The 15,220-nt window shown below is 68.7% G+C and carries 10 protein-coding genes; 6 read left to right on the top strand and 4 right to left on the bottom strand.

Going from position 1 to position 15,220, the window contains the following annotated elements; genetic code table 11:
- Positions 1–11: 11 nt before the first annotated feature.
- The 5 genes from guaD (at position 12) to ACXJKM_RS00340 (ending at position 6,576) form a co-directional block, all read left to right on the top strand.
- Positions 12–1,319, top strand: a complete 1,308-nt coding sequence (gene guaD / locus ACXJKM_RS00320) for a guanine deaminase (protein WP_457349531.1) — start codon at positions 12–14, stop codon at positions 1,317–1,319.
- Positions 1,320–1,498: 179 nt separating this feature from the next.
- Complete coding sequence (locus tag ACXJKM_RS00325; RefSeq protein WP_457349533.1) at positions 1,499–3,433, top strand: S9 family peptidase; 1,935 nt, start codon at positions 1,499–1,501, stop codon at positions 3,431–3,433.
- 13 nt (positions 3,434–3,446) lie between these two features.
- Positions 3,447–3,638, top strand: coding sequence for a hypothetical protein (locus ACXJKM_RS00330; RefSeq protein WP_056198443.1), 192 nt, complete (start codon positions 3,447–3,449; stop codon positions 3,636–3,638).
- 107 nt (positions 3,639–3,745) lie between these two features.
- On the top strand, positions 3,746–4,513 hold the full coding sequence (locus tag ACXJKM_RS00335) for a winged helix-turn-helix domain-containing protein (RefSeq protein WP_457322422.1): 768 nt from the start codon (positions 3,746–3,748) through the stop codon (positions 4,511–4,513).
- Complete coding sequence (locus ACXJKM_RS00340) at positions 4,513–6,576, top strand: PAS domain S-box protein (protein WP_457349535.1); 2,064 nt, start codon at positions 4,513–4,515, stop codon at positions 6,574–6,576. The genes ACXJKM_RS00335 and ACXJKM_RS00340 overlap by 1 nt, the downstream gene beginning before the upstream one ends.
- A gap of 142 nt (positions 6,577–6,718) precedes the next feature.
- Here the strand turns inward: ACXJKM_RS00340 and ACXJKM_RS00345 are convergent, their stop codons facing one another.
- Positions 6,719–10,084 (bottom strand): putative bifunctional diguanylate cyclase/phosphodiesterase, encoded by a 3,366-nt coding sequence (locus ACXJKM_RS00345; RefSeq protein WP_457349537.1) that lies wholly within the window; start codon positions 10,082–10,084, stop codon positions 6,719–6,721.
- Positions 10,085–10,131: 47 nt separating this feature from the next.
- Positions 10,132–10,884, bottom strand: coding sequence for a Crp/Fnr family transcriptional regulator (locus ACXJKM_RS00350; protein ID WP_457322746.1), 753 nt, complete (start codon positions 10,882–10,884; stop codon positions 10,132–10,134).
- 140 nt (positions 10,885–11,024) lie between these two features.
- Here ACXJKM_RS00350 and ACXJKM_RS00355 point away from each other — a divergent pair, with 140 nt between their 5' ends.
- Entirely contained in the window at positions 11,025–11,606 is a 582-nt protein-coding gene (locus ACXJKM_RS00355; protein WP_457349539.1) for an ornithine carbamoyltransferase, read from the top strand.
- Between the two features lie 21 nt (positions 11,607–11,627).
- On the opposite strand, the gene ACXJKM_RS00360 is transcribed toward ACXJKM_RS00355, so the two are convergent.
- Positions 11,628–14,300: a bifunctional acetate--CoA ligase family protein/GNAT family N-acetyltransferase gene (locus tag ACXJKM_RS00360; RefSeq protein WP_457349541.1), complete on the bottom strand. Its 2,673-nt coding sequence runs from the start codon at positions 14,298–14,300 to the stop codon at positions 11,628–11,630.
- A gap of 72 nt (positions 14,301–14,372) precedes the next feature.
- Complete coding sequence (locus ACXJKM_RS00365; protein ID WP_457349543.1) at positions 14,373–15,206, bottom strand: universal stress protein; 834 nt, start codon at positions 15,204–15,206, stop codon at positions 14,373–14,375.
- Positions 15,207–15,220: the final 14 nt, after the last annotated feature.

Below are 15,220 nucleotides of genomic sequence, written 5' to 3' on the forward strand. Positions count from 1 at the left end.
AGAATTGCCATATGAGTTTTACTAACCAGGAAAAATTCGTCGACAGTCCACGCCGATGGGCCCTGCGGGGCGATCTGCTGGATTTCACGGCCGCACCACGCTGGGGCGACACCGAGCCACCGGCGGTGCGCTTTGACCGCGACCACTGGCTGCTGATCGAGGACGGCCGCATCGTCGGGAGGCAGGCTGCCGAGCCGGATGCCGGTTGGGCGCGCAAGGACCATGCCGGAAAGCTGGTGCTGCCGGGGTTCATCGACACCCACGTCCACTGCCCGCAGCTGGAGGTCATCGGCTCCTACGGCACCGAGCTGCTGGACTGGCTCAAGCGCTACACCTTCCCCAGCGAATGCACCTTTGCCGACCCGGCGCGCAGCCGCGCAGGGGCCGAGGTCTTCCTGGACGCGCTGCTGGCCAGCGGCACGACCTCGGCCGTCGTCTTCCCGACCGTGCACAAGGTATCGGCCGAGGCCCTGTTCGACAGCGCCGCGGCACGCGGCATGCGCCTCATCACCGGCAAGGTGTTGATGGACCGCCATGCGCCGGACGGGCTGCGGGACGACGTCGTTCAGGCCGAGAAGGATTGCGTCGACCTCATCGCCCGCTTCCATGGCCGCGACCGTTTGGCGTACGCAGTGACGGTGCGCTTTGCGCCGACCAGCACGCCCGAGCAGCTGGCGATGGCCGGCGCGCTGTGCCGCGCCGATGCCAGCCTCTATATGCAGACCCACGTCGCCGAGAACCGCGCCGAGGTCGCCTGGGTGGCGGAGCTGTTCCCGGATGCGCGCAGCTACCTGGATGTGTATGAGCGCGTCGGCCTCGTGCACGAGCGCTCGGTGCTGGCCCATGGCATTTATCTGGACCCGCACGACCGCGTCGTCATCGCTGACCGTGGCGCCCAGGTGGCGCATTGCCCGTCGAGCAATCTGTTCCTGGGCAGCGGCCTGTTCGACTGGCCGGGTGCGGCCTTCAACATCAGCCTGGCTTCTGACGTCGGTGGTGGTACGACGCTCAGCCTGCCACGCAACATGCTCGATGCCTACAAGGTGCAAGCCCTGCGCGGCGAGCGCATGACCGCATGGATGGCCCTGCATGCCGCCACGCGGGGCGCGGCCGAGGCGCTGCAGCTGGGTGGCGAGATCGGCGGCCTGTCGGTGGGGCAGACGGCCGACATCTGCGTGTGGGACTGGGCGCAAGGCCCGGTCGCCGAGGCGCGCGACGCGGTGGCGCGCGAGCTGCACGAGCGTGTCTTTGCGTGGATGACGCTGGCCGACGAGCGCAACCTCGAGGCCTGCTATGTCGCGGGCCATCAACGCATTTGATGGTGCCCCCAGGGCTGGCCTGAAGCCCGCCCGCCCCCCGAGGGGGTCAAGGCGACTCGGGAACGGCCCAGCGTCGCCTTGAACCGCCTGTCCCCCGATTCCGCCGCTTCGTCACAACCCTGATGGGGGACGGCGGGGCGGCTGGCTAGAGTCTGCCCACTCATTTCAACGGAGACTCCATGAGCCGACCCCTGCTGACCCTCGTCGCTTCCCTGGCCTTGCTGGCTGGCGCGTCCCAGGCCGCTGTTGCCGCCGACAAGCCGGCCGCTGTCGCCAAGGCGCCCAAGCCCGCCAAGCGCTACACCATCGAGCAGTTCATGGCCACCGTGAACATCGGTGGTGCCAGCTTCTCGGCCGACGAGAGCCGCATCCTCTTCCACAGCAACGAGACGGGCATCTTCAACGTCTATGCGATGCCGGTGGGCGGCGGCAAGCCGGTCCAGCTGACGAACTCCAAGACCGACAGCCACTACGCCGTGGGCTTCTTCCCGGGCGATGACCGCTTCCTCTACACCCGCGACCAGGCCGGCAACGAGCTCAACCATCTCTATGTGCGTGAGCTCGACGGCAGCGAGAAGGACCTGACGCCGGGCGACAAGCTCAAGGCTTCGTTCGCCGGCTGGAGCGGCGACGACACGGCCTTCTACGTGACGACCAACGAGCGCGATCCGCGCTTCTTCGACCTCTACCGTTTTGATGCCAAGACCTACGCCCGCACGCTGGTCTTCAAGAACGAGGCCGGCTGGGAGTTGAGCGACATCAGCCGCGACGGCCGCTGGCTGGCGGTGGGCAAGATCAACACGACGGCCGACTCCGACGTGCACCTGGTCGACCTGAAGAGTGGCGAGGTCAAGCACATCACCAAGCACCAGGGCGTGGCCAACTACACGCCGCAGGACTTCACGCCCGACAGCCGCGAGCTGCTGATGACCAGCAACGACGGCGGCGAGTTCACCCGCGTCATCGGCTACGACCTGGCCAGCGGCGCGACCCGCGAGATCGAGAAGGCCGATTGGGACGTGGACTACACGGCCTTCTCCAAGGACGGCCGCTACCGCATCACCGGCATCAATGCCGACGCCAGCATCGCGCTGCGCCTGTACCGCGACGGAAAGCCGATGGCGCTGCCCCAGCTACCCGGCGGCGACGTGCGCGGCGTGACCTTCTCCCGCAGCGGCAAGCGCATGGCCTTCTACGTGAACGGCGACCGCTCGCCCAACAACCTGTTCGTCGCCGAGGTCGGCTCCAACGCCGCGCCGAAGCAGCTGACGCAGAGCCTGTCCAAGGACATCGACCCGGCCGAGCTGGTGGACGCCTCCATCGCCCGCTTCAAGAGCTTCGACGGCATGGTCGTCCCGTCGGTCTACATGCTGCCCAAGGAAGCCTCGCCAACCCACAAGGTGCCGGCCATCGTCTGGGTGCATGGCGGCCCCGGCGGCCAGACCAAGCGCGGCTACTCGGCGCTGATGCAGTACTTTGTCAACAACGGCTATGCCGTGCTGGGCATCAACAACCGCGGCAGCTCGGGCTATGGCAAGAGCTTCTTCACGGCTGACGACGGCAAGCATGGCCGCGAGCCGCTGTGGGACTGCATCGAGGCCAAGACCTTCCTGGCCGGCACCGGCGTCATCGACCCCGAGCGCATCGGCATCGTCGGCGGCAGCTATGGCGGCTATATGGTGCTGTCGGCCATGGCCTTCCGCCCCGAGGCCTTCAAGGTCGGCATCGACATCTTCGGCGTCGCCAACTGGATCCGCACGCTGGAAAGCATTCCGCCCTATTGGGAGAGCTTCCGCCTGGCGCTCTATCAGGAGGTGGGCGACCCGGTGAAGGACCGTGAGCGCCTGATGGCCACGTCACCGCTCTTCCATGCCAGCGAGATCAAGAAGCCGCTGATGGTCATCCAGGGCGCCAACGACCCGCGCGTCATCAAGCCCGAGAGCGACGACATCGTCGCGGCGGTCAAGAAGAACAATGTGCCGGTGGACTATCTCGTGTTCGACGACGAGGGCCACGGCTTCTCCAAGAAGAAGAACACGCTGGAGGCCAACCGCCGCATGGTCGAGTTCTTGGATAAATACCTGAAGCCCGGCATCAGTCAGCCGGTCAAGTAAGAAGGAGTCCGCGATGTTCAGCTTCCTGCTCTGGTGCATCCTGTTCGTGATCTGCTGGCCGCTGGCCATCCTGGCGCTGCTGCTGTGGCCGCTGGTCTGGCTGATCACGCTGCCCTTCAGGTTGCTGGGCATCGCCGTCGACGGCGCCTTCGGGCTGCTGCGTGCCATCGTCATGCTGCCTGCGCGCGTGCTGAGCGGGCGCTAGCCGGGCGAGGGGTCGCGGGGCGCCAGCGGCCTTGCACAATGATTTCGTGGCACCGATCGGTGCCAGAATCCTTGCCATCCCCATAACGCTTCAGGTGCGCCGACGCTGTGACGCTTCAGCATATTGCCGTTGTCGATGACGAAACAGCGATCACCGAGCTGCTCGGCCGCTATCTGCCTGGGCACGGCTTTCGCACGACGCAATTGCATTCGGGCCGTGCGCTGATGGAGCTGATGGCCAGCGATCCGCCCGAGCTGGTCCTGCTGGATCTGGGCCTGCCCGGAGAGGACGGCTTCGCCATCGCACGGCAGCTGCGCGAGCACTGGCGCTGCGGCCTGGTCATCATCACCGGCCGCGGGGACTCGGTCGACAAGGTCGTGGGCCTGGAAGTCGGCGCCGATGACTACGTCACCAAGCCTTTCGACCTGCGCGAGCTGGTCGCGCGCATCAAGGCCGTGTTGCGGCGCATGGAGCCGCACCCGTTGGCCTCCGGCCAGCCGGCCAGCGGGCAGGCGCCCCGGCAGGCGGCCAGTGCCTCGGGTGGCGAGCACCTGACATTTCTCGGCTGGCAGCTCGACCTGGGCGCCCGGCGCCTTGACGATCCGAACGGCGCAGAGGTGCGGCTCACCAGCGGCGAGTTCTCCCTCCTCGCGGCCCTGGCCCAGCATGCGGGTCGCGTGCTGTCCCGCGACTTTCTGCTTGAACAGACGCGGGGTCGCGAAGCTGCGCCCTTTGACCGCACGATCGACGTGCAGATCGGACGCCTGCGCAAGAAGCTGGAAGTCGATGCGGAGAATCCACAGATCATCAAGTCGGTCCGCGGCGCCGGCTACATCTTCGTTCCGCCCATCGGCTCCGCACGGGCGAAAACCTGATGGTTGGAACGCCTCCCGCCAACCAGCCGACGCCGCAGCCCGTCGATGACCTGACCGTCTACCGCTCGCTGTTTTCCGCCTATCCGGACGCCCTGCTGCTGGTGGACGCCGCAGGCCTGATCGCCCGAGCCAACCCCGCGGCGGCGGCGCTGCTGGGGTACTCGATGGAGGAGCTCGTCGGCACGAGCGTGGACGAACTGGTGCCCGACAGCATTCGCCCTCGCCACGCGTCATACCGGCAGGCCTACGGTCACGCGCCGCGCGCTCGGCCGATGGGCACGCAGATGGAGCTGGTAGCCCGGCGGCGCGACGGCAGCGAGGTGATGGTGGAAATCGCGCTGAGCCCTTTGCAAGACCACGGCCTGCCCTTCGTGGTTGCCGCGATCCGCGGCATCGGCGGCTATCCGCGCGTCAAACAGGCGTTGCAGCGGGCGCGCTACAGCGAGCATCTGGCGCAGCTGGGCCGCCTGGCCGTCGACGCACGCGATCCGCAGCAGCTGTTGCAGCAGGTACCGGCCATCGCCGCCGAGGCGCTGGAAGTCGAGATGGCGCTGGTGTTCCTGCTGGAAAGCAACCGGCTTGAACTGCGCGTCGCCGGGGGCGTGGGCCTGATCGCCGGCGAGTCACTGGGTTGCATCGTGCCCAATCGCGGCGACACGCCGCTGGGCGTCGTGCTGAGCCAGGGGCAATCGGTCGTGATCGAGGATTTCCGCGCAGAACAACGCTATGCGGTGCCCCCCGACTATCTCGCGGCAGGGTTGGTCAGCGCATTGGCGGTGCCGCTGCTGGACCGCGGCCGCGTCATTGGCGCCTTGAAGGTTCGTTCCCGCCAGTCGAAGCGGTTCGGCGACGATGAACAGCGCTTCCTTGAGTCACTGGCCAATCTGCTGGTCACCTGCCTGCAGCGGGCGCAGACCGAGGAGGCGCTGAGCCATGCCCAGCGCCTCGAAAGTGTTGGCCAGCTGACGGGCGGCATTGCCCACGACTTCAACAACCTGCTGACCGTCATCCAAGGCAATCTGCAGGTGCTGGAGGAGCTGCCGGCACTGGCGCAGGACGGTGGCGCCCTGCAACTGGTGAGCGCCGCGATGCGCGCATCCAAGCGCGGCGCGGAGCTGACCGGCAAGCTGCTGGCCTTCTCGCGCCGCCAGGTGCTGCAGCCCAGCGCGGTCGACGTGCATGGCCTGCTGCACCCGCTGTCGGACATGCTGCGCCGCACATTGGACCAGCGCATCCGCATCAGCGTCGATGTCGCGCCGGACTGCCCCCTGGCGCTGGCCGACGCGGGCCAGTTGGAAGCTGCCCTGCTCAACATCGCGATCAATGCGCGCGACGCGATGCTCGACGGCGGCGATCTGCGTTTTTCCGCGGCGGCCGCGGGCATGCTGCCGACGGGCCTGCAGGACGAGCTCGGCGAAGGCCGGTTCGTCCGCATCGCCGTCACCGACACCGGCACAGGCATGCCTGAGGCTGTCAAGGAGCGTGCCTTCGAGCCCTTCTTCACGACCAAACAGGCCGGCCGCGGCACGGGCCTGGGGCTGAGTGCCGTCTATGGCTTCGTCAAGCAGTCACAGGGCGCCGTCGCGCTGGACAGCACGGCCGGCCTTGGCACGACGATCAGCCTGTATCTGCCGGTGCCGCACGATGCCCAGACGGGGGCCCAGGACGGCGACCACGTCGGGCACACGGTGCCCGCGGGGCTGAAAGTGCTGGTGGTCGAAGACGACGCCGAGGTGCGCGCCGTGGCGCAGCACTTCCTGGACAGCCTGGGTTGCGTGTTCAGCGTCTGTTCCAGTGCCGAGCAGGCGCTGCAACTGCTGACGCCTGAAGCCGATTTCGACCTGCTGCTCACCGACATTGCATTGGGCGCCGGCATGCGCGGCACCGAGCTCGCCCGCATCGCCCAGCAGCGGCTGCCGCAGCTGGCCATCCTGTTGATGTCGGGCTTCTCTGCCGAACTGCTGGATGCCGACCGCGAGTCCCCGGCGGACTGGGAACTGCTGCCCAAGCCCTACAGCCGCGGCCAGCTGGCGCAGGCGATGGCCCGCGTGCTGTCGGCCTAGGTCGCGCGCAGCCGAGCGGCGCGCCGCAGGCCGACGGCGTCGGGCTGACCCGGCGCAGCGGCCCCCGCTCCGCCGGCCGCCAGCTGCGGCTGTCTGGGTAGAGGTACAGGCGGGCGCCAGGGGCACGAAGAGGTGTGGTGTTTCAAGGCACGCTCACCGCGATTGCGCCGGCGGCCAACAGGTGCTGGAGCGATTCGGCCGGTGCCGGGCGGCCGAAGTGATAACCCTGCATCTCGTCGCAGCCGCGCTGGCACAGGTAGTCGCATTGCTGTGCGGTTTCGACGCCTTCGGCCACCACGCGCAGATGCAGCCGGTGGGCCAGTGCAATCACGGCATCGACCAGGGCCGCGCCGTCGGGTTGCTCGCCGATGCGGCGCGTGAAAGATTGGTCGATCTTCAGCGAGTCGATCGGGAACTGCTGCAGGTAAGCCAGGCTGGAGTAGCCGGTGCCAAAGTCGTCCAGCGACAGCTTGACCCCGAGGGCCTTGATCCGCTTGAGCATGCCGATCGCAGCGCCAGGCTCGGTGATCAGCATGCCCTCGTTGATCTCGATCTCCAGCCACTGCGCGTCGACGTGGTGGCGCTGCAGCGCGCGGGCCACCACCTGGTCCAGGTCACCTGCGGCGAACTGCCGCGCAGCGACGTTGACCGCTATGCGCACCACGGGCTGGCCGGCATCCATCCAGGCGTGGATCTGGCGGCATGCTGCGTCGATGACCCAGGCGCCAATGGCCAGGATCAGGCTGCTCTGCTCGGCCACCGGGATGAACTGGCTCGGTGGTACCAGTCCGATGCCGCTGCGCTGCCAGCGCAACAGGGCCTCGGCGCCGACGACCTCGCCGCTGCTGGCAGCCACCTTGGGCTGGTAGTGCAGCAGCAGCTCATCGCGTTCGATGGCGCGGCTCAGTGCGGCTTCCAGGTCCAGCTTGGTCCGAGCCTCGGCATTCATGTCATCCGTATAGAAGCAGAACTGGTTGCGGCCCAATTCCTTGGCGCGATTCATCGCCGCATCCGCGTCACGCAGCAACTCGACCGCGGTGGGGTTGCCTTCGTCGGGGAACATGCTGATGCCGATGCTGGCCGTCAGGTAGGCATCCTGCCCACACGACAGCGCCATCGGCGCGGCGATGGTCGCCAGCAGGCCGCGCGCGAGCACGGCAACGCTGGTGCTGTCCATGTTGGCTTCGAGGATGACCAGGAACTCATCGCCGCCGAGCCGGCCCAGGAAGTCTTCATGGCGCAGGCGCGCCTGCAGGCGCGCGGCCACACAGACCAGCAATTCGTCGCCGGCCGGGTGCCCCAGGCCGTCGTTGACCGTCTTGAAGCCATCGAGATCGATGACCAGCAGCGCCGCGCGGCTCTCGCGCCGATGTGAGCGGGCCAGCGCGTCTTCGAGCCGCCTCTGCAGTTGAACGCGGTTGGGCAGGCGTGTCAGCGGGTCGTTGTGGACCAGCCAGTCGGTCTGGGCCTCGCTGTGCTTGAGGCGACTGATGTCGGTGAACACGCCGACGTAGTGCGTGACTGTCGCGTTGTCGTCGCGCACCGCGCTGATGGTCAGCCATTCCGGATAGACCTCGCCGCCCTTGCGGCGGTTCCAGATCTCGCCCTGCCAGTGCCCGCTGGCATCGAGCGCGGCCCACATCCGCTGATAGAACTCCGCGTCGTGCCGGCCGGACTTCAGCAGCTTGAGGCTGGCGCCGATGGCCTCTTGCGCGTTGTAGCCGGTGATGGTCGTGAACGAGTGGTTGATCGATTGGATGCGGCCCCGTGAGTCGGTGATGATGACGCCGTCGCGGACGTCCTCGAAGACCGTGGCCCACTGGCGCATGCGCTGCTGCATGTCGTGGCGCTCGGTGATGTCGCTGGAGACGCTGTAGATGCCCAGCGTGCGGCCTTCGTCATCGATCAGCTTGCCCTTGGTGCAGGCGTAGATGCGGTCGCCGTCCGGCATCGTCAGGCACGTCTGGACGCAGACTGGCTTGTCGGCCCGCAGTGCTGCCGCGTCGTCTTTGAGCAGCTGGCGCACCTGCTCGGCTGGGAACAGGCCCGTGGAATCGAAGCCGATCAGTTGCTCCGAGCTGCGCCCCAGCGCCCGGCACAGCGCGCGGTTCACGAACAGGTAGCGGCCCTCGAGATCCTTGGCGAAGATGACGTCGGTCGAACAGTTGGCGATCGCCTCGGCGATCTTCCAGGCCCGCTCCTCGTCCTGGCTCGCCACCGCCATGCGTGCGGCTGCAAGCAGTTCGCGCCGCTTCAGCGCAGCGCAGGTGAAGGCGCCCGCGGCCAGCACGGCCAGCAGGTTCACCAGAGCCAGCGTCGTCGCATCGGCGATGCTGCCGCCCAGCAGCGCATCGCGCGGCGCCTGGATGGCGACATACCAGCCGGAGTTGCGAATCCGGGCCGCCACCGCGGCCTGGGCAACTTCGCCGCGATCCAGGCCGTCCATGAGCGAACCGGCCAGCGACGGATCGCCGGACAAGGCGGTCAGCGCCGCGCGGGAGGAGCTGCGCGGAGGGACGAACGGGGTGTCGGAGCCGTCGATGCGCAAGGCCAGCAGATCCCGTGCGGCGGGGCGGAAGAACAGCGTCTCGGGAGCGTCACTGGCGGAGCCCGGCGTCAGCTGCGGCAGCAGCGTGAGGCGCGGCGCTGTGCGCAGCAGCAAGACGGTCCCGGGCCGGCCGTCCGCGCTGGGCAGTGGCACGAAGAGGTCGAACTGCAGGCTGGCGGGGTCGCCCACCTCGGCCCGGAAGTCGCCGCCAGACACCCGCCCGCCTTGCAGGGCCGAACGCACGCCATGCGACATGGCCGCATCGACATGCCGCGGGGCGCCGTCCGGCGCCAGCAGCAGCCGGGCGTGTTCGTCGAACAGCAATGCGTCGGCGTAGTGCGTGGAAGTCAGCAGCAACAGCAGTTCCTTCCTCATCTCTGCCGCCAATGCCTCATCGGGGCTGCGGCGCCAGCGCAGCAGGCTGGTGCGCAACTGGGGGTCGGTGGCAAGCCGGCGTGCGTCCTCCGTGCGCCGCTCGATCCAGCCCTGGACGATCTCGGCTTTCAGCTCGGCTTCGCGGCGCAACTGCGCAACCTGCTGTTCATGCGACATGTGAGTCGATCTGGCATAGCCCAGCAGGCTTGCCAGCACGATGGCGGCTGACAGCAGGGCGAACACCCAGAGCACGCTGACCGGTCCGCCCTGGCGCGTCGGTCCGGTCGCCTCGCCCTGGGCTTGCCGGCTTGGGGTGATCACATAGATCAGCGCGCTGGTCGCCAGCACGAAGGCGATGCCCTTGCCCTGGCCAACGGCGGACAGCGTGGCGATATCGGGTGCCAGCTTTTCCAGCAGTCCGTCAGACAGCAGGATCCAGGCAAGGCCAAAGGCCGCGTAAGCCGCGGCCATGGTCAGCGGAGCGGTCGGCGCCAGCCGGCGCCACCAGAGGTCGAAGTGCCGGCCGAAGCCCCCGCTGGCGAAGCGAAGAGGTGGTGCGACGGCGTCCTGATGCGGTGAATTCATTTTTTTCTCCCTGGATCGATGCGCGGCCGCCGAGGCCGACGCGCCGCCTAGTGCAGACCGGCAGGAGCGGCCTGCCCACCGATGAAGGCGGCCAGGGCGGGGAAGTCGGGAATGCAGATGTCGCGCCGGCTCTTCTCGTGAAAGGCGATGAGCCGCGCTCGCGCGAGCCTGGACAGCACGCGGCTGACGGTCTCCAGCGTCAGGCCGAGGTAGTTGCCGATCTCGGCGCGCGTCAGGCGCAGGCTGATCTGGTCGGTCCTGAGGCCACGCGCGGCCAGGGAATCGGCCCAGTTGTGCAGAAAGGTCACCACGCGCGCGGCGGCCGGCAGCGCGCACAGGGCCGTCAGCGCCTCGCGTTCGCGCATGATTTCGTCGCTCATGGCCTCGTGCACGGTGGCCATCAGGCGGGGATGGTCGGCGCAGGCCTTCAGCAGTGCGTCGTAGCGCAGCGTCCAGACCTCGGCGGTGTCCATCGCAATGGCTTCGCAGGCGTAGCTGCCCTTGGCGATGGCGCTGAAGCCGAGCCAGTCGCCGCGGAACTTCAGCCCGACGACCTGCTCGTGGCCCTCGGCCGACGGGCTGATCAGCTTGAAGCAGCCGGAGTTCAGCACGTGCAGCTGCTCGAACCGCTCGCCCGGCCGGTACAGCACATCGCCGGCATGGACGATGCGGCGCCTGGGCGCCAGCACGGCCTCCAGCAGCTTCAGCTCGTCAGCGATGCGCTGACCCTTGGACGGTGCGACGTTGGTGTTGATCGCGCCGCTGGCGGCGAAGGTGGTGCTGCAGCGTGCGGTAGTCATCGGGGTATGCGGGGCACTGGCGTGCATGGTGGTCTCCCTTGGGGTGGCATCGAAAAAATCGATGCTAGGCAGGCCCGGGCAATGAAGTGTCAACAGGCCAAATCGTTAGGTAGCGCTGCGTAACACTGCGTGAACCGTCGGTGACGGAGCCGCTCAACACCGAGTCGGACTCCGCCGGCTTGACCTTGGTCAATGGCCGCGCATTCGGCGTCGATACGCTGCCACTCATGTGTTCCGAGGCTCGCCAAGGTGCCGCTGGCGCCACTTCGTCCTACCCCGTCGATGCCGCTGCCGTGCTGCGGCAGGCGAGGGTGCTCTTGAGGCTGCAGGCCTCGGAGATGAAGCCGTTGACGGGCAGGCGGCTGGCGTTGATGTCGCCGCACCCGGCGGACGACGAGGGGAGCGAATTCGCGCAGGCGGCGACGTCGCTCGGTGCCCATGTGTCCTTTGTCCAGCCCGGGCTCGACGAGCACAGCAGCCCATGGCGGGTCGATGCAACGGCACGCATGCTGAGCCGTCTCTACGATGCGGTTGAATGTCAGCACCTGCCCGCCGCCCTGACAGGGCGCCTGGCCCGCAGCGCCGACATTCCTGTGTTCGCCGGGCTGGCGACCGCCGGCCATCCCACGGCCGTGCTCGCACAGGCACTGGAGGGCGATGTCGCGTGGGCCGTCAAGCGGCGCAGGATCCTGCAGGCGGTGCTGGTTGTCAGCCTGGCTTGAGGAGCTGCGCTTGGCCCGGCGTCATGAGCCGTTGCAGCCCGGGGCTCGGCTGACGAGGACGACCTCCGACGGCTGGGCACCGCCCGGCCTGACGTCAAAACCCATGCGTTTGAGCAGGTTCAGCATCGCCCGGTTCTCGCGCAGCACATGGCCGATGACGCGCTGCGTGCCGCGCGAGGCGGCGTAGTCGAGCAGGGCCTGCATCAGCAGGCGGCCGAGGCCCCGGCGCTGCAGGTCGCTGCGCACGAGCAAGCCGAACTCCGCCTCGACGTTGTCGGGATCGCGCACGAGACGGGCCACGCCGAGCGTGCGGGGGCCGCCAGCGGCCTGCTCATCGACGATGACGAGCGCCATCTCGCGCTCGTAGTCGATCTGCGTCATCCGGGCGAGGTCGTCATGCGTCAGCGCGTGCGGCGCCTGGAAGAAGCGCATGCGCAGGTCTTCCGGGCTGCAGGCCTGCAGGAACTCGCGATGCAAGGCCTCGTCCTCGGGCCGGATCGGTCGCATCAGCAGCGTGCTGCCTTGGCAGTGCAGAGTTCGCACCAGCTCTGCCGGGTAGGGGCGCACGGCGAAGCGCGCCATGCCGGAGGGTGCGGACGCCGACAGGCGCACGCGGGCATCCAGCGCGAGCACGCCGTGCTCGTCGGCCAGCAGCGGGTTGATGTCCAGCTCGGCCATTTCGGGCAGATCGGCCAGCATCTGCCCGACGGCGGTCAGCGCGTCGCACAAGGCGTCGATGTGGGCCGGCGGCCGCCCGCGATAGCCGGCCAGCAGCCGGGCCACCCGGGTGCGGTCGATCAGCTCGCGTGCCAGCGCGCGGTTCAACGGCGGCAGCGCCACGGCGCGGTCGCCCAGCACTTCCACCGCGATGCCGCCCTGGCCGAACAGCAGCACCGGGCCGAAGATCTGATCCACGTGCGCGCCGACGATGAGCTCCTGGGCGCGGGGCCGTTGCACCATGGCCTGCACGCTGAATCCCTCGATGTGGGCTTCCGGACGCGTGGTTTGCAAATGATCGAGCATCTCCTGTGCGGCCAGGCGCACGGCGGCTTCGCCGCGCAGGTCCAGGCGCACGCCACCGGCGTCCGACTTGTGCAGGATGGCCGGGGACACCACCTTCAGCACCACCGGCCCGTCGATGCGCCTGGCGGCCTCGGCGGCGGCCTGTGGCGAGGCTTCGGTGCGCAACGTCGGCACGACCGCGATGCCATAGGCAGCCAGCAGTGCCTTGGCATCGATCTCGTCCAGCCATTCACGGCCAGCGCCCAGCGCGGCGTCGATGATGGCGCGCGCCCGTGCCAGGTCCGGCTTGCCGTTCGCGCCGGCGCTTGGCGTCTGGCGTAGTGCCGTCTGGTTGCGCCGGTAGGTCTGCATCAGCGAGAACGCGCGCACGGCCTCCTCGGGCGTCTCGTAGCCCGCGATGCCGGCCTCTTCGAAAGCGCTGCGCGCCGGCGCCACCGTGTCACCGCCCAGCCAGCAGCTCAGCACACGGCCCCGGTGCTCGGCGATCAGTGGGGCGCATGCCCGGGCGATGGCTTCACTGGAGACGATGGCCGTCGGTGCGTGCACGAACAGCACCGCGCCCGCCTCGGGGGCGTCGAACAGGGCCTTGAGCGTGTCCACGTAGCGCTGCGCGGGCGCGTCGCCAATGATGTCGATCGGGTTGCCGTGCGACCAGTTGGCCGGCAGCACGGCGTTGAGCCGCTTCATCAGCGCCTCGCCCGGGCGCGCCAGCGTCACGCCCAGCGGCGCGGCGGCGTCGGCCACCATCACGCCCGCGCCGCCGCCATTGGTCATGACCATCAGCTCGCGGCTGTGGTTGTCTCGGAAGCGCGCGAGCGTCTGCGCGGCGATGAAGAGCTCCTTCAGCGTGTCCACGCGCAGCATGCCGGCGCGGCGGATGGCGGCGTCGAAGACGATGTCCTCGCCTGCCAGTGCGCCCGTGTGCGAGGCGGCGGCCTTCATGCCGGCCGGCGCGCGGCCGGCCTTGACGACGATGACGGGCTTGATGCGGGCCGCGGCACGCGCTGCCGACATGAACTTGCGTGGCGATGTGATGGATTCGATGTAGAGCAGGATGGCGCGCGTATGCCGGTCCGTGGCCAGATGGTCCAGCAGGTCGGCGAAGTCGACGTCGGCGTGCTCGCCCAGCGAGACGAGGTGCGAGAAGCCGATGCGCTCGGCGTTGGCCCAATCCAGCAGGGCCGTCAGCAATGCGCCCGACTGGGACACCAGCGCCAGCTCGCCGGGCAGCGCTTTCGCCTGGGTGAAGCTGGCATTCAGCCCGAGGTGCGGGCTCAGCAGGCCGATGCAGTTGGGCCCCAGCAGGCGCAGCGTGTGCGGCCGGGCGGCGTCCAGCGCCGCCTGCTTCTGCGCTGGTGTGAGGCCCGCCGTCACAACGATGGCGGCCCGCGTGCCGCGCTCACCCAGCTGTCCAACCAGCGGCGCGATGGTGTCCGGTGGCGTGCACAGCACGGCCAGGTCCGGCGTGAACGGCAGCTCGGCGACGCCGGCAAAGCAGGGCTGGCCGTCCAGCCTGTCCAGCCGCGGGTTCACGGCCGCCATCGGGCCCTTGAAGCCGCCGCTCAGCAGGTTGCGCCAGACGGTGGTGCCGACGCGGCCGGGCTTGTCGGAGGCGCCGAAGACGGCCACCGAGTCGGGCGTGAGCAGGCGATCGAGATGGCGCTGGGTCATGAGCGCATCCTCGCCACCGCCCGCAGCCCGGCCCTTGCGCTGGATCAAGCCAGCGCGGGATGCTGCGGGGGATCAATGCGACATCAGCACCGGCACGGTCATCGATGCCAGCAGCCTGCGGGAGACACCCCCGAACAGCCGCTCCGCCCAGCGGGCGTGGCCATAGGCACCCATGACGATCAGGTCCGCCCCGGTGTCGGATGCCGCATTCAGCAGAGCGTCGCCGATGGGCAGTGCCGTCACCTCCTCGCGCACGATGGCATCGACGCCCTGCAGCGCCAGCCATTGGCGCTGGCAGGCGAGGCGCTCGGCCGGGGCTTCACCTTCGGCGTCTCGGCGCCAGTGCATCAGCCAGACGTTGTCGGCGCGGCGCAGCAGCGGCAGCGCGTCCGTCATCGCCCGCACCGACTCGCGGCTGCCGTCCCAGGCCAGCAGCACGCGACGCGTGCGCAGGGGTTCGCGATGCGTGTAGGGGATCATCAGGACCGGACGCACGCAGCGCAGCAGCACCTGTTCCAGCGCGGCCGCGTGCTGGCGATGGTCGGGCAGCGACGGGTCGGGTTGGCTCATGATGAGCAGGTCCGTGCATTGCGAATGCCGTGCCAGCGATTGCGCCGCGGGCGTCTGGTCGGCGAGCGCCTCGAATGAGGGCAGCCCGGCAGCGCCGCAGCGTTGGTGGAAGTTTTGCGCGAGAGCCTGGGCCTGTGCGAGCAGGGTCGCGCAGGCGCCACTGACGTAGTCGTCCATCGCGGCGGCAGCCTGCAGCGCCTGCAGCTCGACCGTGGCGCTGGGCGCCAGGCCGATCAGGTGGGCTTCGAACTCTTTGGCCAGCGCGATGGCAATGCTGACGCGCGTCGGGTTGGCCGGGGTCGCGTCCAGGGCAACCAGCAGGCTGCGATAGCTCATGGGATTCGTCTCCT

The organism is Roseateles sp. P5_D6, assembly GCF_054049415.1.

What these genes read in the sequence shown, in the direction of transcription:
- guaD (WP_457349531.1), top strand. Translation starts at nt 12, where the DNA reads ATGAGTTTTACTAACCAGGAAAAATTCGTCGACAGTCCACGCCGATGG.
- ACXJKM_RS00325 (WP_457349533.1), top strand. Translation starts at nt 1,499, where the DNA reads ATGAGCCGACCCCTGCTGACCCTCGTCGCTTCCCTGGCCTTGCTGGCT.
- ACXJKM_RS00330 (WP_056198443.1), top strand. Translation starts at nt 3,447, where the DNA reads ATGTTCAGCTTCCTGCTCTGGTGCATCCTGTTCGTGATCTGCTGGCCG.
- ACXJKM_RS00340 (WP_457349535.1), top strand. Translation starts at nt 4,513, where the DNA reads ATGGTTGGAACGCCTCCCGCCAACCAGCCGACGCCGCAGCCCGTCGAT.
- ACXJKM_RS00345 (WP_457349537.1), bottom strand. Translation starts at nt 10,084, where the DNA reads ATGAATTCACCGCATCAGGACGCCGTCGCACCACCTCTTCGCTTCGCC.
- ACXJKM_RS00350 (WP_457322746.1), bottom strand. Translation starts at nt 10,884, where the DNA reads ATGACTACCGCACGCTGCAGCACCACCTTCGCCGCCAGCGGCGCGATC.
- ACXJKM_RS00360 (WP_457349541.1), bottom strand. Translation starts at nt 14,300, where the DNA reads ATGACCCAGCGCCATCTCGATCGCCTGCTCACGCCCGACTCGGTGGCC.
- ACXJKM_RS00365 (WP_457349543.1), bottom strand. Translation starts at nt 15,206, where the DNA reads ATGAGCTATCGCAGCCTGCTGGTTGCCCTGGACGCGACCCCGGCCAAC.